This window comes from Streptomyces sp. NBC_00483 (genome assembly GCF_036013745.1).
Classification (GTDB): domain Bacteria; phylum Actinomycetota; class Actinomycetes; order Streptomycetales; family Streptomycetaceae; genus Streptomyces.
This window is the reverse complement of record NZ_CP107880.1, coordinates 5,437,361-5,459,489: the sequence shown is the minus strand read 5'-3', so window position 1 is coordinate 5,459,489 and position 22,129 is coordinate 5,437,361. Positions and strand designations below refer to the sequence as shown.

Annotated in this window: 22 protein-coding genes; 14 read left to right on the top strand and 8 right to left on the bottom strand. The window is 71.8% G+C overall.

All coding sequences use genetic code 11. From position 1 onward, the window contains the following. Positions 1-34: 34 nt before the first annotated feature. Together OHA73_RS24480 and OHA73_RS24475 are read right to left on the bottom strand one after the other, a co-directional pair. Complete coding sequence (locus OHA73_RS24480) at positions 35-1,216, bottom strand: glycosyltransferase 87 family protein (RefSeq protein ID WP_443063121.1); 1,182 nt, start codon at positions 1,214-1,216, stop codon at positions 35-37. Between the two features lie 198 nt (positions 1,217-1,414). Then, positions 1,415-3,670, bottom strand: coding sequence for a heavy metal translocating P-type ATPase (locus OHA73_RS24475; protein ID WP_327656131.1), 2,256 nt, complete (start codon positions 3,668-3,670; stop codon positions 1,415-1,417). A gap of 149 nt (positions 3,671-3,819) precedes the next feature. On the opposite strand from OHA73_RS24475, the gene OHA73_RS24470 reads away from it, so the two are divergent. Next, the gene (locus tag OHA73_RS24470) at positions 3,820-4,683 is read left to right on the top strand and encodes a hypothetical protein (RefSeq protein WP_327656130.1); all 864 of its coding nucleotides are present in this window, start codon (positions 3,820-3,822) and stop codon (positions 4,681-4,683) included. A 76-nt stretch (positions 4,684-4,759) separates the two neighbouring features. Next, on the top strand, positions 4,760-5,455 hold the full coding sequence (locus OHA73_RS24465; protein WP_267069645.1) for a copper homeostasis protein CutC: 696 nt from the start codon (positions 4,760-4,762) through the stop codon (positions 5,453-5,455). A gap of 1,202 nt (positions 5,456-6,657) precedes the next feature. On the opposite strand, the gene OHA73_RS24460 is transcribed toward OHA73_RS24465, so the two are convergent. Beyond that, entirely contained in the window at positions 6,658-8,622 is a 1,965-nt protein-coding gene (locus OHA73_RS24460; RefSeq protein ID WP_327658519.1) for a HelD family protein, read from the bottom strand. Positions 8,623-9,050: 428 nt separating this feature from the next. On the opposite strand from OHA73_RS24460, the gene OHA73_RS24455 reads away from it, so the two are divergent. Continuing rightward, entirely contained in the window at positions 9,051-9,710 is a 660-nt protein-coding gene (locus OHA73_RS24455; protein ID WP_327656129.1) for an HD domain-containing protein, read from the top strand. Between the two features lie 178 nt (positions 9,711-9,888). Next, a complete protein-coding gene (locus OHA73_RS24450; protein WP_327658518.1) occupies positions 9,889-11,124 on the top strand; it encodes a Cmx/CmrA family chloramphenicol efflux MFS transporter in 1,236 nt (411 codons plus the stop codon). Between the two features lie 2 nt (positions 11,125-11,126). Here the strand turns inward: OHA73_RS24450 and OHA73_RS24445 are convergent, their stop codons facing one another. Then, complete coding sequence (locus tag OHA73_RS24445; protein WP_266712608.1) at positions 11,127-11,393, bottom strand: DUF4031 domain-containing protein; 267 nt, start codon at positions 11,391-11,393, stop codon at positions 11,127-11,129. Between the two features lie 7 nt (positions 11,394-11,400). Next, positions 11,401-11,781 (bottom strand): hypothetical protein, encoded by a 381-nt coding sequence (locus OHA73_RS24440; RefSeq protein ID WP_266712606.1) that lies wholly within the window; start codon positions 11,779-11,781, stop codon positions 11,401-11,403. A gap of 136 nt (positions 11,782-11,917) precedes the next feature. On the opposite strand from OHA73_RS24440, the gene OHA73_RS24435 reads away from it, so the two are divergent. From OHA73_RS24435 to OHA73_RS24425, 3 genes are all read left to right on the top strand, one after another. Then, positions 11,918-12,847 (top strand): MurR/RpiR family transcriptional regulator, encoded by a 930-nt coding sequence (locus tag OHA73_RS24435; protein WP_266712604.1) that lies wholly within the window; start codon positions 11,918-11,920, stop codon positions 12,845-12,847. A gap of 212 nt (positions 12,848-13,059) precedes the next feature. Next, entirely contained in the window at positions 13,060-14,007 is a 948-nt protein-coding gene (gene murQ / locus OHA73_RS24430; RefSeq protein ID WP_266712602.1) for an N-acetylmuramic acid 6-phosphate etherase, read from the top strand. Between the two features lie 56 nt (positions 14,008-14,063). After that, positions 14,064-15,602 (top strand): PTS transporter subunit EIIC, encoded by a 1,539-nt coding sequence (locus OHA73_RS24425; protein ID WP_327656128.1) that lies wholly within the window; start codon positions 14,064-14,066, stop codon positions 15,600-15,602. Positions 15,603-15,666: 64 nt separating this feature from the next. Here the strand turns inward: OHA73_RS24425 and OHA73_RS24420 are convergent, their stop codons facing one another. Then, on the bottom strand, positions 15,667-15,879 hold the full coding sequence (locus OHA73_RS24420; protein WP_327656127.1) for a hypothetical protein: 213 nt from the start codon (positions 15,877-15,879) through the stop codon (positions 15,667-15,669). Between the two features lie 158 nt (positions 15,880-16,037). On the opposite strand from OHA73_RS24420, the gene OHA73_RS24415 reads away from it, so the two are divergent. Together OHA73_RS24415 and OHA73_RS24410 are read left to right on the top strand one after the other, a co-directional pair. Next, positions 16,038-16,847, top strand: coding sequence for an LppX_LprAFG lipoprotein (locus tag OHA73_RS24415; protein WP_267069650.1), 810 nt, complete (start codon positions 16,038-16,040; stop codon positions 16,845-16,847). An 81-nt stretch (positions 16,848-16,928) separates the two neighbouring features. Next, complete coding sequence (locus tag OHA73_RS24410; protein WP_267069651.1) at positions 16,929-17,219, top strand: hypothetical protein; 291 nt, start codon at positions 16,929-16,931, stop codon at positions 17,217-17,219. A gap of 74 nt (positions 17,220-17,293) precedes the next feature. Here the strand turns inward: OHA73_RS24410 and OHA73_RS24405 are convergent, their stop codons facing one another. Next, positions 17,294-17,515: a hypothetical protein gene (locus tag OHA73_RS24405; RefSeq protein ID WP_327656126.1), complete on the bottom strand. Its 222-nt coding sequence runs from the start codon at positions 17,513-17,515 to the stop codon at positions 17,294-17,296. Between the two features lie 116 nt (positions 17,516-17,631). Here OHA73_RS24405 and OHA73_RS24400 point away from each other — a divergent pair, with 116 nt between their 5' ends. The 4 genes from OHA73_RS24400 to OHA73_RS24385 all read left to right on the top strand — a co-directional run bounded on the left by OHA73_RS24400 (position 17,632) and on the right by OHA73_RS24385 (position 20,576). Next, positions 17,632-18,471 carry a helix-turn-helix domain-containing protein gene (locus OHA73_RS24400; RefSeq protein ID WP_327656125.1) on the top strand — a complete coding sequence of 280 codons (840 nt, stop codon included), beginning with the start codon at positions 17,632-17,634 and terminating at the stop codon, positions 18,469-18,471. Then, a complete protein-coding gene (locus OHA73_RS24395; RefSeq protein ID WP_266712592.1) occupies positions 18,452-18,682 on the top strand; it encodes a DUF397 domain-containing protein in 231 nt (76 codons plus the stop codon). Before OHA73_RS24400 ends, OHA73_RS24395 begins: the two co-directional genes overlap by 20 nt. Positions 18,683-18,933: 251 nt before the next feature. Next, positions 18,934-19,839 carry a hypothetical protein gene (locus OHA73_RS24390; protein ID WP_327656124.1) on the top strand — a complete coding sequence of 302 codons (906 nt, stop codon included), beginning with the start codon at positions 18,934-18,936 and terminating at the stop codon, positions 19,837-19,839. 59 nt (positions 19,840-19,898) lie between these two features. Next, a complete protein-coding gene (locus OHA73_RS24385) occupies positions 19,899-20,576 on the top strand; it encodes a Uma2 family endonuclease (protein WP_327656123.1) in 678 nt (225 codons plus the stop codon). A 12-nt stretch (positions 20,577-20,588) separates the two neighbouring features. Here OHA73_RS24385 and OHA73_RS24380 read toward each other — a convergent pair whose 3' ends face one another. Then, positions 20,589-21,176, bottom strand: coding sequence for a TetR/AcrR family transcriptional regulator (locus OHA73_RS24380; protein WP_267069655.1), 588 nt, complete (start codon positions 21,174-21,176; stop codon positions 20,589-20,591). 140 nt (positions 21,177-21,316) lie between these two features. Between OHA73_RS24380 and OHA73_RS24375 the strand changes: the two genes are divergently transcribed. After that, positions 21,317-22,099: an SDR family NAD(P)-dependent oxidoreductase gene (locus OHA73_RS24375; RefSeq protein ID WP_266712588.1), complete on the top strand. Its 783-nt coding sequence runs from the start codon at positions 21,317-21,319 to the stop codon at positions 22,097-22,099. Positions 22,100-22,129 lie beyond the last annotated feature (30 nt).

Sequence of the window (22,129 nt, the reverse complement as noted above, 5' to 3'; positions counted from 1 at the left end):
AAATGCCCGGTTGCCCGACCGTGGCGGTCGGCCGTCACCGGCTTGGGCAATCTGCCGCCTTGGGCGGCAGGGTGGGCAAGGCGGCGCCCGGTGCCGGTTGCGAAGTGCGGTGGGCGTCCGCCACGGCGTAGCCGAGCAGGGCCACTCCGGCCAGTGGATACGGCGACGCCAATGGCTGCTGCCACCAGGCGAGGTGGAGGTCCAGGTTGCCGTGGTGCGGCAGTAGCCACATGGTGCGGGCCGTGAAGAGGGCCGCGAGCGCCCACGCCGTACGGCGCCACCCCTCGGCCCACACCACCGCGATCAGCGGCACACACCACACCCAGTGGTGCGACCAGCTGATGGGCGAGACGAGCAGTGCCGTGAGGGCGGCGAGGACGACACCCCGCGCCGGAGTCCGGGCGGCCCGGGCCGCGTACAGCCCGGCCACACCGACGGCCGCGGCCGGCACCGCCCACAGCAACCCCGGTTCGGCCTCGTGCAACACCCGCGCGACCAGCCCCTGCAAGGACTGGTTGTCGACGATCCACGCCTTGCCGACCCGCCCCGTCTCGTAGAGCCGCCGCGTCCAGAACTCCCCACTGGCGCCCGGCAGGACGAGCGCACCCACCGCGACGGTGCCGACGAACCCGGCCACCGCGTGCGCCGCCTCCCGCCGCCTCCCCGCAAGGAACAGGTACACGATGAAGACGGCGGGCGTGAGCTTGATGCCGGTCGCGATGCCGAGTGCGAGGCCCTTGCAGGGCGCGCCGGGCGGCCTGGTCAGGTCCCAAAGGATCAGGCACGCGAGGGCGAGGTTGATCTGCCCGAACAGCACCGTCTGGAAGACCGGTTCGAGCCACAGCGCGAGCGCGGCGACCGCGCACACCCCCGCCCACGTCACCCGCAGCCCCGCGAACCGGCAGGACAGCCGGACCAGCACCACGACCAGCGCGATGTTGCCGAGGAGGAAGACCGCCTTGAGGACGCCCAGCGGAATCCACGCCGCCGGCACGAAGAGCAGCGCCGCGAACGGCGGGTAGGTGGCGGGCAGTTGCCACTCGGTGACCGTGAACCCGTACAGATCGCCGCCACCGGCGAGCACGGCGGCCCCCTCGGCCCGATAGACGAGAACGTCCGCCATCGGGGCGGACTGGAGAACGCAGAGAGCGAGAAGCGTGGCCACGGAGGCCGCGAGGAGGAAGAACGGACTGACGGCGCGGGTACGGGCATTCACGACAACTGACCCTATTTCAGCCCCTGCGGCAGGTGCGCCATTCCGGCCCGGCGGCGAGTGAGCCACATCGAGCCCCGCTCTGGTGACGAGACTCGCGGGCCCCGGCAGAGCCCCGATCTTTCAAGCCCCGCTCTGGCGACGAGAGCCCGCGGGGCCCGGGGCAGAGCCCCGCGGACCCCGGCCCCGCCCCCGCGCAGCTCAGAAACTCCCCCGGAACCTCCGCAGCCGCAGGCTGTTGCCCACCACGAACACCGACGAGAACGCCATCGCCGCCCCCGCGATCATCGGGTTCAACAACCCCGCCGCGGCCAGCGGAACCGCCGCCACGTTGTACGCGAACGCCCAGAACAGGTTGCTCTTGATCGTGTTCAGCGTCCGCCGCGAAAGCCGAATCGCGTCCACGGCCGACCGCAGGTCACCTCGTACGAGCGTCAGGTCACCCGCCTCGATCGCCGCATCGGTCCCCGTCCCCATCGCAAGACCGAGATCCGCCTGCGCGAGCGCCGCCGCGTCGTTGACTCCGTCGCCGACCATGGCCACCGAACGCCCCTCGTCCTGAAGGCGCTTGACGACGTCGACCTTGTCCTGCGGCAGCACCTCCGCGATGACGTCCGCCGGATCCGTGATCCCGACCTCCGCCGCCACGGAACGGGCGACCGCCTCGTTGTCCCCGGTCAGCAGCACCGGCCGCAGCCCGAGCCCCCGCAGCCGCCGGACGGCCTCCGCGCTGGTCTCCTTCACCGCGTCGGCCACCTCGAGCACCGCACGCGCCTCGCCGTCCCAGGCCACGGCGATCGCCGTACGCCCGGCCTCCTCGGCCTCGGCCTTCGCCCGCGCGAGCCCCTCCGGCAGCCGGATCTCCCACTCCCCCAGCAACTTCTCGCGCCCGACCAGCACCGCGTGCCCGTCCACGACCCCCTGGACCCCGAGCCCCGCGACGTTCACGAAGTCCTCGGGCGCCGGCAGCGCCCCGACCTCGGCCGCCGCCCCCGCCGCCACGGCCTGCGCGATCGGGTGCTCGGACGCGTGCTCCAACGCCCCGGCGAGGCGCAGCACTTCGGCCCGCTCGACGCCATCGGCGGTGTGCGCGCCGAGCAGCGTCATACGTCCGGTGGTGACGGTTCCGGTCTTGTCGAGGACGATCGTGTCGACCTTACGAGTGGTCTCCAGGACCTCCGGGCCCTTGATGAGGACGCCGAGCTGGGCGCCGCGACCGGTGCCGACCATGAGGGCGGTGGGCGTCGCGAGCCCGAGGGCGCACGGGCAGGCGATGATCAGGACGGCGACGGCTGCGGTGAACGCGGCCGTCCACCCCGCCCCGTTGCCCAGCCAGAAGCCGAGCGTGGCGATGGCGAGCGCGATGACGACCGGGACGAACACCGCGGAGATCTTGTCGGCGAGGCGCTGGGCTGCGGCCTTGCCGTTCTGCGCGTCCTCGACGAGCTTCGCCATGCGGGCGAGTTGCGTGTCGGCGCCGACGCGGGTGGCCTCGACGACGAGGCGTCCGCCGACGTTCAGCGTCGCGCCCGTGACCGCGTCCCCGGTCGCGACCTCCACGGGCACGGACTCGCCGGTGAGCATGGAGGCGTCCACGGCGGAGGTGCCCTCGACGACGGCGCCGTCCGTGGCGATCTTCTCGCCGGGGCGGACCAGGAAGCGGTCGCCGACCTTCAACTCGCTTACGGGGACGGTCTCCTCGCGCCCACCGCCGCGTACGACGGTCACGTTCTTGGCACCCAGGTGCAGCAGCGCCCTGAGCGCGGCGCCCGCCTTCCGCTTCGAGCGCGCCTCGAAGTAGCGGCCCGCGAGGATGAAGGCGGTGACTCCGGCGGCGGCCTCCAGGTAGATGTTCCCGGCGCCGTCACTGCGCCCGATGGTCAGCTCGAAGGGGTGCGTCATGCCGGGCTCGCCGGCCGTGCCGAAGAACAGCGCCCACAGCGACCACAGGAACGCGGCGGAGACCCCGACCGAGACCAGCGTGTCCATCGTCGCGGCCCCGTGCCGCGCGTTCGTGAACGCCGCCTTGTGGAAGGGCCAGGCCGCGTACGTGACGACGGGCGCGGCGAGCGTCAGGGACAGCCACTGCCAGTACTCGAACTGGAGGGCGGGGATCATCGCCATGGCGACGACCGGGGCGGCGAGCACGACGGCGGTGATCAGCCGCTGGCGCAGCGGCCGGAGTTCGTCGCCCTCCTCGGGGGCTTCCGCCGCCTGGGCGGGCGGTGCGGGCTCCTGTGCCGTGTAGCCGGTGGCCTCGACGGTGGCGATCAGGTCCGCGACCTCGATGCCGCCGTCGAAGCTGACCTTGGCCTTCTCGGTCGCGTAGTTGACGGTCGCCTCGACGCCGTCCATCCGGTTCAGCTTCTTCTCGATGCGGGCGGCGCACGACGCGCAGGTCATGCCGCCGATGGCGAGTTCCACCTGCGCGGGCGGGGCGACGGTGTGCGCCGACATGCTGCCTCCTCGATGAACAGGTACCCGGGGCAGGTACCCCCTAATGAGATCCATTTATACCCCTAGGGGGTATCGATCGCAAGGCCGGGTCCGGCTTGACTTCATACCCCCTAGGGGTATCTTCATAGGCATCCTACCGAGGAGTCGTCATGCGTACCGGACTGAAGATCACCGCCTTCGCCGCCGCCGTAGCCGCCACGTTCGGGACCGCGTACGGAGTGGGCAGCGGCGTCTCGCCCGTCACCGCCGAGAAGCAGCCGGCCGCGGAGCACGGCGGACACGCGGAGCCGGCCGAGGCCCCGACGACGAACGCCGTGCCCGGCGGACTCCAGGTGTCCGACCGGGGCTACTCGCTCGACCTGGAGAAGGACCGGCTGCCCGGCAGGAGCGGCGAGCTCCGCTTCACCATTCGCAAGGACGCCACCGGCAAACCCGTGACCTCGTACAAGGAGGAGAACGACAAGGAGCTGCACCTGATCGTGGCCTCGCGGGACCTGACCGCGTACCGGCATCTGCATCCCGTGCGCGCCGCCGACGGGACGTGGTCCACGCCCGTCTCGCTGCCGAAGGCGGGCGACTACCGGGTCTTCGCGGACTTCACGCCACAGGGCGAGAAGGAGGGGCTCACGCTCGGCGCGGGGCTCGGCGTCGCGGGGACGTACGCGCCCGAGCCGCTGCCGGAACACGCCGCGCGGGCGACCGTCGGCGACGGGTACGAGGTGCGGATCGAGGGGGCGCTGCGGCCGGGGGCCCCGCGCGAACTGACGCTCGGCGTCTACAAGGACGGGCGGCCCGTCACCGATCTGGAGCCCTACCTCGGCGCGTACGGTCACCTGGTCGCGCTGCGCTCCGGTGACCTCGCGTACCTTCACGTTCACCCGCACGACGGCAGGCCGGGGCCGGAGGTTTCCTTCACCGCGACCGCACCGAGCGCGGGGACCTACCGGCTCTTCCTTGACTTCAAGCACGACGGGGAGGTCAGGACGGCTGCGTTCACGGTGCACGCGGCGTAAAGTGAGCGGGACATTGGACTAGACCTGTCTGGGCCCATCGCCGGGGCCCCGGGCAGGTCGACGCGACAGGAGCCTCATGAGCAAGCGTGCAGTCCTGGAGGTGATCGCCCTCGACGCCGAGGACGCGATCGCCGCTCAGGCCGGGGGTGCGGACCGCCTGGAGCTGGTCACCGACATGGCGGCGGACGGGCTGACGCCGTCGGTGGACACGTTCACGGCGATCCGCCGCGCGGTCGACATCCGGCTGCGCGTGATGCTGCGGCTCGCGGACGGCTTCGACGCGGGGGACGTATCGGCGCTCGTCCGGGCCGCGCGGGAGCTGCGGGCTGCGGGGGCGGACGAGTTCGTGCTCGGGTTCCTGGACGAGCAGGGCGGCCCCGACCTCGCGGCCGTCGAACGGATCGTGGCGGAGCTCGACGGCTGCCGGTGGACGTTCCACCGGGCGATCGACCGGGCCGCGGACCGCGACGCGCTCCGCAAGCAGCTCGCCGACCTGCCGGGGCTCGACACGTACCTCACCGCCGGTTCGGCGGACGGGGTCGACGCGGGGCTCGACGTACTCCTCGCGGAGGCGGGGCGCTCCGCTGCCGGCGAGCCGGGGTACGAGCAGCAGATCCTGGTGGGCGGGGGGCTCCGCCTGGACCATGTGCCGGGGTTGCGGGCGGCGGGGGTCTCGGCCTTCCACATCGGCGGAGCGAGTCGCCCCGCGGGTTGGGCGGGTCCTGTTGGGGCGGATGCGGTGAGGGTGTGGCGGGAGGCGTTGGACGGTTAGTCCGTCGGACCCGGCGTCCCGTCCTTACGCCACGGGGCTCCGCCCCGGACCCCGCGCCTCAATCGCCGGCGGGGCTGAAAAGAACGGGGCTCCGCCCCCGAGCCCGCACCTCAAACGCCGACGAGGCTGAAAGAACGGGGCTCCGCCCCCGAGCCCGCACCTCAAACGCCGACGAGGCTGAAAGAACGGGGCTCCGCCCCCGAGCCCGCACCTCAAACGCCGACGAGGCTGAAAGAACGGGGCTCCGCCCCCGAGCCCGCACCTCAAACGCCGGCGGGGCTTGAATGGCTTCGGTCGCCAGCGGGGACCGGATCGGGGCTCCGCCCCGGGCCCCGCTGCTGAATCGCCGCAAGGGCTTGATCTGCCCACCTTCCCGCAGGCAATGGCCCTGCCGCCGCCCATCTCCCACCCACCCGCCCCCTCCGGGGGCGTCGGCCCGAAGGGGTGCCGCCCCCGCCTGGGGCACCGGACCGCGCAGGCCCACGGTCGGCCGCACCCGACTTGGGCAATCTGCCGCCTAGGGCGGCAGGGTGGGCAAGGCGGCACCCCGGTGCCGCGCACCCCTCACGACAGACGCCAGCCCCGGCACGACCCCGGCCCGGGGCCAGGTGCCGCGCACCGATCACAACGCGCCCCACCCCGGCCCAGCCCCGGGCCCCCGGTCGGACCGGAGCCCCCGGAGGGGGCGGGCGGGTGGGAGATGACCGGGCACCGGCGCAGCCGGCCACGGCACGACACCGTGCACCAGCACCAGAGGCGCACCCCGGCAAAGCCCCCGGCCCAGGTGCCGCGCACTCACCACAGCGGGCCCAACACCCGGCCTATCGCCGGCGCCCCGGTCTAGCCGGAGCCCCCGGAGGGGGCGGGCGGGTGGGAGCTGAGCAGGACGACCGGCCCGGCACGGGTCTGCGGGCACAACGTTCAGCCACCCCCGGGTGGGCAAAGCGGCACCTCGGTGCCGCGCACCGAGAACGACAGGCGCCGACCTTGGCACAGCTCAGAGCCCCGGTGCCGCGCACCGAGAACGACGGGCGGCCCCCGGCCCGGCTCAGAAACCCGGCGCCGCGCAACGAGAACGACCGGCGCCGACCCCGGCACAGCCCCAAAACCCCGGTGCAGGCCGCACCTACGGCAGGCGCCGACCCCGGCACAGCCCCGAAACCCCGACCCCGCGCCATCGGGACCAGCGGCCCCCACCCCGGCTACGCCAACTGCCGCGGCAGCGGCGCCGCGTGGGTCACCACCAGGCCCGACACCGCCCGCGTAAGCGACACGTACAACCGCCGCAGCCCCGTCCGCTCGTCCGGTTCCGCGGCGACCACGGCCGCCGGCTCGTCCAGGACCACGTAGTCGTACTCCAACCCCTTGGCGAGGGACGCCGGCACCAGCGTCAACCGCGCCGACGCCGTCGTCTCCTCGCCCGGGGCGAGATACGCCAATCCGGCCTCCGCCAGCGCCGCGCCCAGCGCCCCGCACCGCGCGTCCGCCGCGATGAGCCCGACCGAGCCCTCGTTCCGCAGCGCCTCGACGCACGCCGCCACCACGTCCCCGGCCCCATCCACCGTCCGCACCTCGAACGCCCCCGCGTTCTCCCGGACCGACGCCACCGGCGTGAGCCCCGGCGCGATGTCCGGCAGCAGCAGCGACGCGTACGTGATGACGTCCGTCGGCACACGGAAGCCCGCCGTCAGCTCCTCCACCACCGCGTCCGCCTTGCCGAGGTGGGACAGCGCCTCGTCCCAACTCCGCGTCGCCCACGGCGTCGTACCCTGCGCGAGATCCCCGAGGACCGTCACCGAACCGGTCGTCGCGCGTCGCCCGACCGCCCGGTACTGCATGGGCGACAGGTCCTGCGCCTCGTCGAGCACCACATGCCCCAGCGAGTGCGTCCGCTCGATCAGATCGATCGCCTCGTCCATCAACACGGCATCCGCGGCAGCCCACTTGGCGCTCTTCACGCTGCGCGCCGGCTTCTCCCAGAGGATCGTCTTCTGCTCGTCGGCGTCGAGCAGCCCCTCCGCGTGCTCGGCCAGGAAGTCGGCGTCCGACAGCAGCCGCAGCACCAGCTTCGCCGGATCGACGGCCGGCCAGGCCTCCTTGACCACGGCCTTCACGGCGGCATTGCGCGCCACCGCGTTCTGCACCCGGTCGTCGGGCGCCTCGCCCGCGCGCTCCATCTGGACGAGCACGGCGTGCGCGATCCGCTGCGGCAGCGCCTCGCGCGCGGCCCCGTACCGCATGTCGCGCGCCATCAACTCCCTGACGATCTCCTCCAGTTCGTACGACGCGACCCGCCAGCGGCGCGAGCCCCGCACCACCACGGCACCCTCGGTGGGCAGCGTGATGTGTGAACGCAGGGCGCGCCGCAGCACCTCGGCCATGCGCGCGTCGCCCTTCACCATGGCGGCGGCGGGATCGTCGACGGCCCGCACCTCCACATGCGCGACGAGGTCGTCCACCGTCGCCTGCTTGACCTCCAGCTCGCCCAGCGCGGGCAGCACCTGCTCGATGTAGTGGAGGAAGGACGCGTTCGGCCCGATGACCAGCGTCCCCGTGCGGGCAAGGCGCTCCCTATGCGCGTACAGCAGATACGCGACACGGTGCAGGCCGACGGCCGTCTTCCCGGTCCCGGGCCCTCCCTGCACGCACACGGATCCGGCGAGCCCGCTCCTGACGATCTCGTCCTGCTCCGGCTGAATGGTGGCAACGATGTCGCGCATCGGGCCGACACGCGGCCGCTCGATCTCCTGCTGGAGCAGCTTGCTGGTCTGCTCCGCCTCCGTCGGGTCGGTGAGGTGCTCGTCCTCGTACGCGGTGAGGTCGCCGGCCGTGTAACCGAAGCGGCGGCGCAGCGCGACGTCCATCGGGTTCTTCTTGGAGGCCCGGTAGAAGGGCTGGGACACGGGCGCACGCCAGTCGATCACCATCGGGTCGCCCTCGGCGTCGTGCACGTGGCGCCGCCCGATGTAGAACTTCTCGCCCTCGGCCCCCTCGGCGACGTCCGCCCCCGGCGCGTGCAGATAGTCGAGGCGCCCGAAGAACAGCGGGGTGTGGCTGAGGTCGGCGAGCGCCTTGATCCGCTCGTCGATCTGGTGCTGCAGCACCTCGGCGTTCACCCAGTTCGCGGTGACGTCGCGGATGTCGAGCGCCTCCGCGTCCTCGCGCATGGCGCGCAGGGCGGAACGGGACGAGACCAGGTGCGTGCGTTCGCGCTCGAGCGGTGAGGATGAGGACGAGGGCGCGGACGACGACGGTGACGTGCTCACGGGGTTCTGCCTCCGGATCCAGGTACGCGTGTACAACGTTCCCGGCCGGTTTCCGTCCGGTCGGCGGCGCTTCTGCCGGGCCGGCGGGAGGGCTCGGCGCGGGGAGGCGGGGAAGAGCGGCGAGTGTACGGGACGCCTACCGGCGGGGGCCAACGGGTTTTTGGCCCGGTCGACCGGGCCTACGCCACGGGGCTCCGCCCCGGACCCCGCGCCTCAATCGCCGGCGGGGCTGATTTTGCCGAACCGGCGTTGACGCCTCGGGGCTCCGCCCCGGGCCCCGCTGCTCAATCGCCGCAGGGGCTTATGCGGACGGAGCTAGGGTCGGACCCATGACGCAGCACGACGCCCCCACGGCCGACCCGGACCTGCGCGAGCGTTGGGCCCGCACCCTGCGCGCGGCTACATCAGACGCAGGCGCCGACCCGTATCCGTATGCCGACAATCTTCTGGCCCGGTGGTCCGAGCCGCAGCGGAAGTACCACACGGTCGAGCATCTCGCGGCGGTGCTCGACCACATCGACGTGCTGGAGGAGCACGCGGAGCGGCCCGAGCTCGTACGGCTCGCGGCCTGGTTCCACGACGCGGTGTACCGGCCCGAGCGCTCGGAGAACGAGGAGCGGTCCGCGGCCCTGGCCGAGCGCGCCCTGGCGGAGGCCGGGTTGGTGCCCGAGGACGTCGCCGCGGTGGCCCGCCTCGTCCGCCTCACCGTCACCCACGACCCGGCCGACGACGACACCGACGGCGAGACGCTGTGCGATGCCGACCTGGCGATCCTGGCCGCGCCCGCACCCGCCTACGCCGCGTACACCAAGGCCGTTCGCGCGGAGTACGCCTTCGTGCCGGACGAGGCGTTCCGCGAGGGTCGGGCCGGGGTGCTGCGCCAACTCCTCGACCTGCCGCGGCTGTTCAGGACCCCGCACGGCAGGTCCCTCTGGGAGTCCGCGGCCCGCGAGAACCTGACGGCGGAACTGGATCTGCTGACTCCCTGACCCGTCGCGGAGCAGTGCGTGTGGCAGTGCGTATGAACGGCGTACGAACGATGTGCCACGACCCGTCGGTCCGGGAATGCCACTCGTCACCCCCCGGTTGGCTCCTTACATGTCCCCACAGCCCAGTCCAGACTCCCCGGACCTCCGCTCGAACGCCCGCACCCGCAATCCCACCCGCATGCCCCTGGCCGTCTACATCCTCGGCCTCAGCGTCTTCGCCCTCGGGACCAGCGAGTTCATGCTCTCCGGCATCCTCCCCGCGGTCGCCGACGACATGGACGTCACGATCCCGCAGGCCGGGCTGCTGATCTCGGCCTTCGCGATCGGCATGGTGGTCGGCGCCCCGCTGCTCGCCGTGGCGACGCTGCGCCTGCCGCGCCGGACCACCCTGATCTCGCTCATCACGGTGTTCGGCCTGGGCCAGATCGCGGGCGCGCTCGCCCCGACCTACGAGATCCTGTTCGCGTCCCGCGTCGTCTCGGCCCTCGCCTGCGCCGGCTTCTGGGCGGTCGGCGCGGCGGTCGCCATCGCGATGGTGCCGGTGAACCAGCGGGCCCGCGCCATGGCCGTGATGATCGGCGGCCTGTCGATCGCGAACGTGCTCGGTGTCCCGGCGGGCGCGTTCCTCGGTGAGGGGCTCGGCTGGCGCGCGGCGTTCTGGGCGGTGGGCGCCGCCTCCGCGATCGCCCTCGTCGGCATCGTGACCCTCGTGCCGAAGATCCCGCTTCCTGCCGAACGGCCGCGCCTGAAGCGGGAGTTGAGCATCTACGCCGACCGCCAGGTGTGGCTGTCCATCGCCGTCACCGCGCTCGCCGCGGGCGGCGTCTTCTGCGCGTTCAGCTATCTCTCGCCGCTCCTGACGGACGTCGCGGGCCTGCCCGAGGGCTGGGTCCCGGCCGTGCTCGCCCTGTTCGGGTTCGGCGCGCTCGCCGGTACGACGCTGGGCGGGCGGATCGCCGACGCGCACCTCTTCGGGGTGCTGCTGACCGGCATCACGGCGTCCACGGTCTTCCTCGCGGCGCTCGCCCTGCTCGGCCACTTCGCGGTCGCGGCGGTGACCCTGTCGTTCCTGCTCGGCTTCTCCGCCTTCTACACGGCGCCGGCCCTCAACGCCTGGATGTTCAACGTCGCGGGCGCCGCCCCCACCCTGGCGGGCGCCACCACGACCGCCGCCTTCAACCTGGGCAACACGGGCGGCCCCTGGCTCGGCGGCACGGTCATCGACGCGGACCTCGGCTACCCGGCGACCGCCTGGGCCGGCGCGGCGATGACGGTGGTGGCCCTCGCCGCGACGGTGGCATCCCTGCGGCTGCAACGGCGCACGGCGTCGAAGGTCGTCACAGGTTCCGGGACCGTGCCCGACGCCGCGGGGCTCCGCCCCGGACCCCGCGCCTCAAACGCCGGCGGGGCTTGATATCACGCCGGCCGTCCCTTCGGCCTCCGCAGGCCCGCGTCCGTAAGCCTGCGCACCAGCTCCTTCGAGCCGATCTCGACCGCTCCCGCGCGCACCGCGTCCACGTACCGGTGCGACGGGAGGTCGTAATGATCGCGCTCGAAGGCGCGCGGCGGAACGCCCAACTTCTCGGCGAACGCGTGGAGTTCGTCGTACGAGACGTCGCTGACCAGGTGCGACCACATACGGTCGTGCCCCGGCCAGGTCGGCGGATCTATGTAGACCGTCAAGAGACCGTCACCCCGTCACCGACCCGAGGGCACCGACCGGCGCCACGGTGACGCCCGCCTCGGAGCACACCCAGTGCGGGTCCGCGCCCAGCTCCGGCTCGACGTCCAGCGCGTGCGGGGCCTCGGCGCTCGATCCGGGTCCGCACACCGGGCACAGCGGCCAGCGCCCGTGCCGCTCCAGGATCCCGTCCTTGACGTCCTGAGCGACGAGCCCGATCACGAACTCGACGCCCTCCGGCCACTGCTCCACCCACCAGCGCCGCGAGACGATCGACTCCTCCACCAGCGAGACGATGTCCGAATCCGCGACGTCCCCCGCCTTCAGATCCGCGAGCACGAGCGCGCGGGCCGCGTGCAGGGCCTGCTCCAGTGGGCTGATGGTGTCCATGCCCTCAATTGTGCATGTGGAGCCCGTCCGGCGATTGCCCATATGGAGCCCCGCGCCCGCAACCCCGGCCTCACGTCCCCCGCCCCGGGCCGAAGGACCCTTGACCCGACCCGCCTCCGAAAATATCTTTCATCATGTGAGCAATGACGTGAAGGAAAGTTTCGCCAGGGACGCGCCGCCGGCCCCCGCGGCCCTCGCCGCCAAGGTCCGCACCCTCGCCCCGTCCATGACCCGCTCCATGCAGCGCGTCGCCGAGGCGGTCGCCGGGGACCCGGCCGGCTGCGCCGCCCTGACCGTCACCGGACTCGCCGAGCTCACCGGCACCAGCGAGGCCACGGTCGTCCGCACCGCCCGCATCCTCGGCTACCCCGGCTACCGGGACCTGCGCCTGGCGCTCGCCGGCCTCGCCGCCCAGCAGCAGTCGGGCCGGGCGCCCGCCGTCACCGCGGACATCGCCGTGGACGACCCGCTGACCGACGTCGTCGCCAAGCTCGCCTACGACGAGCAGCAGACCCTCGCCGACACCGCGGCCGCACTCGACACCACGCAGCTCGGCGCCGCCGTGACCGCCATGGCGGGCGCGGGCCGCGTCGAGATCTACGGCATGGCGGCCTCCGGCCTCGTGGCCCAGGACCTCGCGCAGAAGCTGCTGCGCATCGGGCGGCACGCGTACGCGCACTCCGACCCGCACCTGGCCGTCCACAACGCGGTGACGCTCCGCTCCGGGGACGTGGCGGTGGCGATCACGCACTCCGGCACCACCGGCGACGTGATCGAGCCGCTGCGGGTCGCCTTCGAGCACGGCGCCACCACGATCGCGATCACCGGCCGCCCCGGCAGCCCGGTCTCGCAGTACGCCGACCACATACTGACGACGTCCATCGCCCGGGAGAGCGAGCTGCGCCCCGCGGCGATGTCCTCCCGCACGAGCCAGCTCCTGGTCGTGGACTGCCTGTTCGTGGGCATAGCCCAACGCACGTACGAGACGGCGGCGCCGGCCCTCTCGGCCTCGTACGAGGCCCTGGCCCACCGCCACCAGACCACTCCGCGGGGCGGCCGCCAGTGACCGCCACCCGGTCCCCCGCCACGGGGCTCCGCCCCGGACCCCGCTGCTCAATCGCCGCAGGGGCTTGAAATATCAAGTCCCGCCGGACTCGATCTATCAAGCCCCGCCGGCGATTGAGGCGCGGGGTCCGGGGCAGAGCCCCGCGACCGCAACCCCGCCGCCGCGCAACCAGAACCCGCCCCGCCCCTCGCACAGAGAGCCGCACTGTCACGATGACCGCCACCCCCGACGCCACCTACGCCGACCTCCGCGCCCAACTGGCCACGCTCACGACGGAGGCATTCCGCCCGGAGCTCGCCGAGATCGACCAGCTCTCCACGCTGGAGATCGCGAAGCTGATGAACGGCGAGGACGCCACCGTCCCCACCGCGGTAGCGGCCCAGCTCCCCCAGATCTCCGCCGCGATCGACGGCATCGCCGACCGCATGGCCCGCGGCGGCCGCCTCGTCTACGCGGGCGCCGGCACCGCCGGCCGGATGGGCGTCCTCGACGCCTCCGAGTGCCCGCCCACCTTCAACACGTGGGACGGCCAGGTCGTCGGCCTGATCGCGGGCGGCCCGTCCGCCATGGTCAAGGCCGTCGAGGGCGCCGAGGACTCCAAGGAGCTCGCGGCCGCCGACCTGGACGGCATCGACCTCACCGAGAACGACATCGTCGTCGGCATCTCGGCCTCGGGCCGCACCCCGTACGCGATCGGCGCCGTCGAGCACGCCCGCGCCCGCTACGGCGCGCTCACCGTCGGCCTGTCCTGCAACGCGGACAGCGCCCTCGCCGCCGCCGCGGACCACGGCATCGAGGTCGTCGTCGGCCCCGAGCTGCTCACCGGCTCCACCCGCCTGAAGGCGGGCACGGCCCAGAAGCTCGTGCTCAACATGCTGTCGACGATCTCCATGATCCGGCTCGGCAAGACGTACGGAAACCTCATGGTCGACGTACGCGCGTCGAACGAGAAGCTGCGGGCCCGCTCCCGCCGCATCGTCTCCCTCGCCACCGGCGCCGACGACGCCGCCATCGAGGCCGCGCTCGCCGCGACCGACGGCGAGGTCAAGAGCGCCATCCTCGTCGTCCTCGGCGACGTCGACGGCCCCACCGCCGACCGGCTCCTCACGGAGTCCGACGGCCACCTGCGCGCCGCGCTCGCGGCCGCCGCCACCAAGTAACTCCCCCGCGCCCACCCGTCCCCGAGCACCACCTGCACAGCAAGGCAAGACGCACCATGGCCGATAACGCCGAGAACAAGAACCGCGCCGTCGCCGCCGCGATCCTCCCGCTCGTCGGCGGCGCAGCGAACGTCACCTCCGTGGTCCACTGCATGACCCGCCTCCGGCTGGGTCTCGCGGACCGTTCGCTCGTCCAGGACGAGGCGCTCAAGGCGCTTCCCGACGTCATGGGCGTCGTGGAGGACGACACGTACCAGATCGTCCTCGGGCCGGGGAAGGTCGCCCGGGTCACCCCCGAGTTCGAGTCCCTGGTGGAGGAGGGCAAGGCCGCCGCCCCGGCACCCGCACCCGCCCCCGCCGATGCCGGCGGCCGCGGCGCCGACGACCTCGCCGCCCAGGGCGCGGCGCTCAAGGCGCAGCAGAAGGCGAAGAACGCCACCCCGTTCAAGCTGTTCCTGCGCAAGATCGCCAACATCTTCGTGCCGCTGATCCCGGCCCTGATCGGCTGCGGCATCATCGCCGGCCTCAACGGCCTGATGATCAACCTGGGCTGGCTGCCGTCGGTCACCCCGGCGCTCGCCGCGATCGCCTCCGGCTTCATGGCCCTGATCGCCGTCTTCGTCGGCTACAACACGGCGAAGGAGTTCGGCGGTACGCCGATCATCGGCGGCGCGGTCGCAGCGATCATCGTCTACCCGGGCGTCGCCGAGATCTCCGCGTTCGGGCACAAGCTCTCCCCCGGCCAGGGTGGCGTCCTCGGCGCGCTCGGCGCGGCGGTGCTCGCGGTCTACATCGAGAAGTGGTGCCGCAAGTGGGTCCCGGAGTCGCTCGACGTCCTGGTCACCCCCACCCTCACCATCCTCATCTCCGGCCTGGTCACGATCTTCGGCCTGATGTTCGTGGCGGGTGAGGTCTCCACCGCGATCGGCACGGGCGCCAACTGGCTCCTGGAGAACACCGGCATCTTCGCCGGCGCCGTCCTCGGCGGCCTCTTCCTCCCCCTCGTGATGCTGGGCCTCCACCAGGCCCTGATCCCGATCCACACCACCCTGATCGAGCAGCAGGGCTACACGGTCCTGCTCCCCATCCTGGCGATGGCGGGCGCGGGCCAGGTCGGCGCGGCGATCGCCGTCTTCAAGAAGCTCAAGCACAACAAGTCGATCCGCAAGACCATCAAGTCGGCACTCCCCGCGGGCTTCCTGGGTGTGGGCGAACCCCTCATCTACGGTGTCTCGCTCCCCCTCGGCCGCCCCTTCATCACGGCGTGCGTCGGCGGCGCGGCGGGCGGCGCGTTCATCGGCCTCTTCTCGATGCTCGGCACCCAGGTCGGTTCGACGGCCATCGGCCCGTCCGGCTGGGCCCTGTTCCCGCTCCTCGACGGCAACAAGGGCCTGGGCGTGACCTGCGCGGTCTACCTGGGCGGCCTGCTGGTCGGCTACATCGTCGGCTTCCTGGCGACGTACTACTTCGGCTTCACGCAGGACATGCTCGTCGAGTTCAACCAGGACGTGGACGCGGGCGAATCCCCGGAGGCCCACGCCGAGGCCAACCCGGCGGCTCCGGCCCCGGAGCCGAAGGAACCGGCAAAGGTCTGACCCCGGTCACCACGAAGGGCGGCACCCCACGACATGGGGCGCCGCCCTTTCACGTACGTACGAACTAGCGGAGCGGCTCGTAGGAACCGAGGTAGTACACACCCGACTCCTGAGGCACTCCCAGCAGATCGCTCATCCGCTGCCACGCCTCCCACTCCTCATTCGACATGATCACGGTGCCGGAGCCCGGAACCGGATCACGATCGGCAGCGGCCGCCACAGGGGCCCCCGCCCCTGCCAGGGCCGCCACGGCCAGGACCGTCGTCGTTACACGCATACGCAGGCTGTTCGTCATGCCCTCCCAACGAGCGGCGTCTTTCTCGGGTCACCGGCCCGGTGACCGAGGCCCACGCCCCGCCATATAGTTCGAGCACCGACTCGCTTTCACAGGCTGCACACATTCTTCGGCCGCTCGACGACCGGAGCACGTCCTTCATGCGCGCCACCGCCCTGCCCCTGATCGCCGCCCTCGCGACCGCCGCCGCCCTGTGCACCGCTTGCTCGGCGGGACCGCGGTCCGACGCGGGGAAGAACAGCTCGGCCGAGGCCCCCGCCGATCACGCTGCAACCGTCCGCGCCGCCGTCAAAGCCACCCGCGCGACGTCGGTCGACACCCGGCAGAAGATCGAGACATCCGACGGCGAGGGCCAGACGTACGTACTCGACGTCACGGGCCGCTTCGACCTGGCCGACGACCGGGGCACACTGCGGGTGCGCATGCCGAAGAAACCCGGAAAGAACACCCTTCAAGAGGTCTTCGCCAACGGCCAGGTCTACGTGAGCGACCTCCCCGACGTCGACGAAGGCGTCTGGGCCACGATGCCGCGCCACAATGCCGTCTCCCACGCCGTACTCCGCGCCCCGGTCAACGACCCCGAGTATCTGCTCCAGCAGATCGCCGCGATGCGCATGGTCACCGAGGAGGGCAAGGAGACCATCGAGGGCGTCCGGACCACGCGCTACCGGGGCATGCTCGACCATGCCGCCCTGACCCGCCGCATGTCCCCCGACCTCCGCGACGAGATGGACCGCACGCGTGACACCCTCGGTGCGGAAGTCGTGGTCTTCGCCGAAGCCTGGATCGACGACAAGGGACACCTCGTACGCACCCGGACGGACCTGAACCTGGGCGGCCCCCGGACCACCGTCACCTTGAACCTGTCCCACCACGGCAGCCCTGTCGAGGTGACCGTACCCATGCCGTACGCCCAGGTGCTTGAGCTGGCCGGCCCCTTCTTGGGCTGAGAGGAGCGCGTCACTGTGGCCGGCCGCTCACCCGGCCCCGCTCCGCATGCGCCCCGCCCGGCCCTCCCGCATCCTGAGCGCATGGCTGACAGCACCCTTTCGAAGATCTCCTGGACCGAGTTCCGCCCGGACCGGCGCCGCCTCGGAGCCGGTGCCGTACTCACCGGCATCGGTACGCTGACCGCGATGGCGGGCGTCGGCGTCCTCGTCTACGAACTGGCCCGCGCGGGCCGCAGCTGGACCGGCAGCTGGGACGTCCCCCCGTCCGAACTGGCCGCCCGCACCCTCCACCAGGCACAGGCAGCAGCCACAAGCGCCACGCGCGCGGGCCGCAACACCTGGCAGAGCTTCTCCGAGCAGTCCTCGGCCTGACCCGTCCCCTCCGGTCGACCGAATCCGCGCCCGAAGCTCCCCCGCCACGGGCGCGGATTCGGCTGCCCGAACACTCACGCCCCGCGCCTCCCCTCATGCAGTACGGCGACGATCCGCATCGCCGTATCGAAGTTCACGCACCCGAGGTCGACGAGCGGATACCCGACCTCACCGGCGGCCGACACCGGGTCGACCCTCAGTGACGGCAGCACGATGCCCAACACTCCGGTCTCCGCCCGCAGTTGAGCGACCACGTCCTCGACCACCCGCAACCGCTCCGCGTCCCGCACGACCATCACGCACTCCTCCACTCCGAGTTCCGCTTTCGCCACTCAGAGTGACCGGTCCGGCTCTACGCTGGCCAGGGGCAGCGGCCCAACAGACGTCGCTGCTGGACCGGGAGTTGATGCACGTGACCGGACCGAAGGACCTCGACCCGTCATCCCGCCGCGTCATGATCGGCGAAGAACTGCGCCACGCCCGCGAGAGAGCGAACCTCACTCAGCAGTCCCTGGGTGAGCTGCTGTTCGTCAGCGGCTCGTACGTCGGCCAGATGGAAGCGGGGACGCGGCGCATCCTGCCGGACATGGCGAAATGCCTCGACGAGCAGCTGAACACGGGCGGCTTCTTCACCCGCAACTGCGAGAAGGCGAACAGGTCGAAGCACCCGGAGCACTTTGCCGAAGCGGCCGAGGCGGAGGCGCTGGCCACCACGATCATGGAGTACGGGGCGATGCTCATCCCCGGACTCCTCCAGACACCGGACTACGCCCGCGCGGTATTCCTCGACTACCAGCCCACGGCACCGGACGAAGTGATCGACAAGCTTTTGTCGGCCCGCGTCGAGCGCGCCCGCCTCTTCGACAATCCAACAACCCCGTTGTTGTGGGCGGTCCTGGACGAGGCTGCGCTGCGCCGACCGGTCGGTGGCCCCGCGGTGATCGCCGCGAACCTGCGCCACATCGCCGACCTGGTCCGCAGACGCCGGGCAGTTGTCCAGGTCCTCCCGTTCGCGGCGGGCGGCCACGCGTCGCTGCACGGATCACTCAAGCTCATGTACTTCGAGGACGCACCGCCACTCACCCTGATCGAAGCCCCCGCAACAGGACGCCTGTTGGACGATCCGGCCACCGTCACCCGCCACCAACTGTCCTACGACCTGCTCAGGGCCAACGCGCTCACCCCGAAACAGTCCCTGGCTCTGCTCGACTCCGTGGCGCAGGATTACGCCCATGAGGAACCACACCCCTGAGTACGACCCGGACGACGACGCCGCCCGGAGCTGGCGCAAGTCCAGCTACAGCGGCGGCGAGGGCAACAACTGCCTCGAAGTCGCCGACGCCCGCACGCCAATGACGGGCATCGTCCCCGTCCGGGACTCCAAGAACCCCACCGGCCCGAAGCTCGCGCTCCGGGCAGAGACCTGGTCCGCGTTCATCGCCGACCTGCACCGCACCCCGTAACCAACGCCCCGAGGCTCAAGCCCCGAGACCCGAGCCCTGCTTTCAAGGATTGGGAGGTGAGTCTCAACCCACCCTCCCTCCCTGCGAGTTGGCGAAGCCGACAAGTGCGCTCGGCAATACCGGACACTTTCTGACACCGGTTTGCCACGGAGGGTAATCGCGCTCTAGCGTGCCCGATATACGAACGGCCCCCGCCGGTGCGCCAACACCTGCGAGGGCCTGTCCATCAAGATCCCAACCAGGGAGATCTCGTGGCTGACGCCAACTCTAGTGCTGCCCCCGCCCCGACGCACGCAGCATCGCCCACCCCGCTCCACCCCGAGGCGAACCCGGGCTACGGCAAGCGCTCCGCACCGGATCAACTCCCCCGAACCAGCGCCGACTTCGCGGACCTTCCCGCCCGCGAGGCGTACATCGCCGGATACATCGACCGGCTGCCCGACGGCTCGGACATCTCGGTGAAGACGCTCGCCAACCACCTCCCGTACGGGCAGGCGGCGATGCGTACCGCCCTCAACAACCTGCACCGGGCCGGTCACTTGAGACGCGGCCGCGAACACGTGCAGGGCTCCGGGAGCGCACGCTGGGTGACGCGCACCTGGTTCTCCCGCACGGCGCGGGGCGACACGTGGTGGACGGCGTACGTCAGGGGCGATGTACCGGAGACGGGCCGGGACGCGCCGCCCGAAGAACCACCTCCACGCCCCACCCGCAGCCGCGCGCTGCTCCTCCTCACCGCCCTCGGCCGCACGGCGCCGTCGCTGGCCCTGTCAGCCGCCGAGTGCGACCGGCTCGCGCCAGATGTGGAGCGCTGGTTCGAGCGGGGCGCCACCGAGGACACCCTGCTGCACGCGCTGACGGCCGGGCTCCCCACACCCGTGCACAGCCCGGCCGCACTGCTGCGCCGCCGCCTGACCGACAAACTTCCCCCGCCACCCCCACCACCTGCGAACCGCCCGGTCCTACGCCTCATCGAGTGCGCGAAATGCGGCACACCCGGCCGCCCCGAGGCCCTGCCGGGCGGCTTCTGCACCCCTTGCAGCGGCGCCCGCCCCGCCTACCCGCCCGCGGGCCCACTCACCCCGGAAGCCGTCCGCGCCCGCGCCGCCCAGGCCCGCGCGACAATGCTCCCCCGCTCCGAAAGGGCACGCGTGTGACCGCGCCGACGATCCGGACCCGTACATCCGGGGCACGATGGAGGCGAGGAGGCACATCCATGACCCCTGGCACCGCCGACCGCCCTCAGATGAGCATCGAGGACTTCGAGGAGCTGAACCGAAAGGCTCCGGAGACTCTGCGCAACAAGCTCGAATTCCTGAACGGACGGCTGCTCGTGAAACACGGCCCCATCGACGTCGAGGACTTCGAGGAACTGGCCCGCGTCGCCCCCGAGACGGTGACCTTGGAACTCCTCAACGGAAAGCCAGCGGTCAAGCCCATGTCGGACGGCGACCACGGTTCGATCATCATGTGGCTGATCCGCCAGTGCATGATGCAGCGCCCCGAACTGGCGCTGCATCCCGAGCAGGGCCTGCGGATCGACACGTACAGAAAGGGCTGCATCAAGCCGGACGGCACCCTGACCGCCATCGACTACTTCGCCGGACAGGACGAGTGGGCCTCCCCCGACGGCGTCCTCATGGCTGTCGAAGTCACCTCCAAGGACCGCGACGCCGACCGCCGCGACCGCCAGGAGAAGCCCCGCGCCTACGCCTACGCGGACATCCCCGTCTACCTCCTCGTCGACCGCGACAACGACACGGTCGTCGTCCACAGCTCCCCCGAGAACGGCGTCTACCAGAACCGCCGCCCGTACCACTACGGAGCGACGGTCCGCCTCCCCGCCCCGGTCACCATCACCCTCGAAACCGAGAGGCTCAAGGACTACGCCTGACGCCCACCCGCGTCAGCCGGACGCCGGCGTGCCCACGCCGTGCAGCAACGTATCCACGACCCGCGTGGCAAGGGCGTCCACGGCCGCGTCGGTCTCCGGGGACTGAACCGCGGCCTCGTGGATGAGGGCGTAATACACGGTTCGCGCCCAGTCCAGGTCGGCGTCGGGCCGCAACAGTCCGGCGTCCCTGGCGCGGGCGAACAGCCGCGCGCAGCGGGTCATCACGTCGGCGTGGACGCGCGCGACCTCGGGATCGTCGGTGGGCAGGGCGCCCATCGCGAAGCCCCAACTGACCTTCACCCGCAGCACGTTCGCGGTGACCTGATAGAGCGCGACGGAGGGCGGCGCCGTCTCAGGGCGCGCCGCTTCGACGGCCTCGTGGAATCGCTGTGTCGCCCAGGCCGCCAGCGCCCTGATCAGCGCCTCCCGGGAGGCGAACCGCCGATGGACGGTGGTCCGCGCGACTCCGGCGGCCTCGGCGATCTGCTCCATCGTCGCCGCCGGATTCACGGCCAGTACCCGCTCGGCCGCTTCGAGGATCGCGCGCACGGTCCGCTCGGTGTCGGCACGAAGAGGTTTCGCGGAGGCGGGCTGCGGCATGGCGAGCGATTCCTTCCGGAGGGGAGACCCCACGAGAGTACGCCAATGTGGCAGCTTGGCGACTACTTGCGACATTGGTGATGCATGTTCTATGTTCGACGCATCAGCCGAGTTGCACATGCCGAGCAAGGGGAAGCGTCATGAACCTGCACCTGAACGGCAAGACCGCCCTCGTCACAGGAGCGGGCCGAGGGATCGGGCTCGCTGTCGTCCAGGCCCTGGCCGCCGAAGGCGTACGCGTGGTCGCCGCCGCGCGCACCGCGGCCCCGGAGTGGAAGGCGGCCGGGGCGATACCGGTGACGGTGGACCTGTCCGATCCGGCCGGCGCCGAGCGACTGGTGACCGAGGCCGTGGCCGAGCTGGGCGGAATCGACATCCTGGTCAACAACATCGGCGGCGGCGACGGAGACCTGAGCGGCGGCTTCCTCGATCTGACCGACGCCCAGTGGGCACAGGTGACCGACCTGAACTTCTTTGCCACCGTCCGCGTCACCCGCGCCGCACTGCCCGCACTGCTGGCCGCCCGCGGCGCGATCGTCAACGTCTCCTCGATCGGCGCGCGCGTCCCGCACGGCGGCCCCGTCCCGTACACCACCGCCAAGGCCGCGCTCACCGCGTTCGGCAAGGCACTGGCGGAGGAGTTCGGCTCACAAGGGGTCCGGGTGAACACCGTCTCTCCGGGCCCGGTCCGCACCGCCATGTGGGAGAGCCCCACGGGTTACGGCGCCGGACTCGCGGCCGCCATGGGCGTCCCCCACGCCGACCTCCTGGCCGGGTTGCCCGCGGCCATGGGCATGCTCATCGGTCGGCTCGTCGAACCGGAAGAGGTCGCGACTCTGGTCACGTATCTGGCGTCCCCGCTCGCCGCCGCGACGACGGGCACCGACCACCTCATCGACGGCGGCTCCGTCAAGACCGCTTAGACCTGTCGCCACCAGGCCTAAAACGCCCCG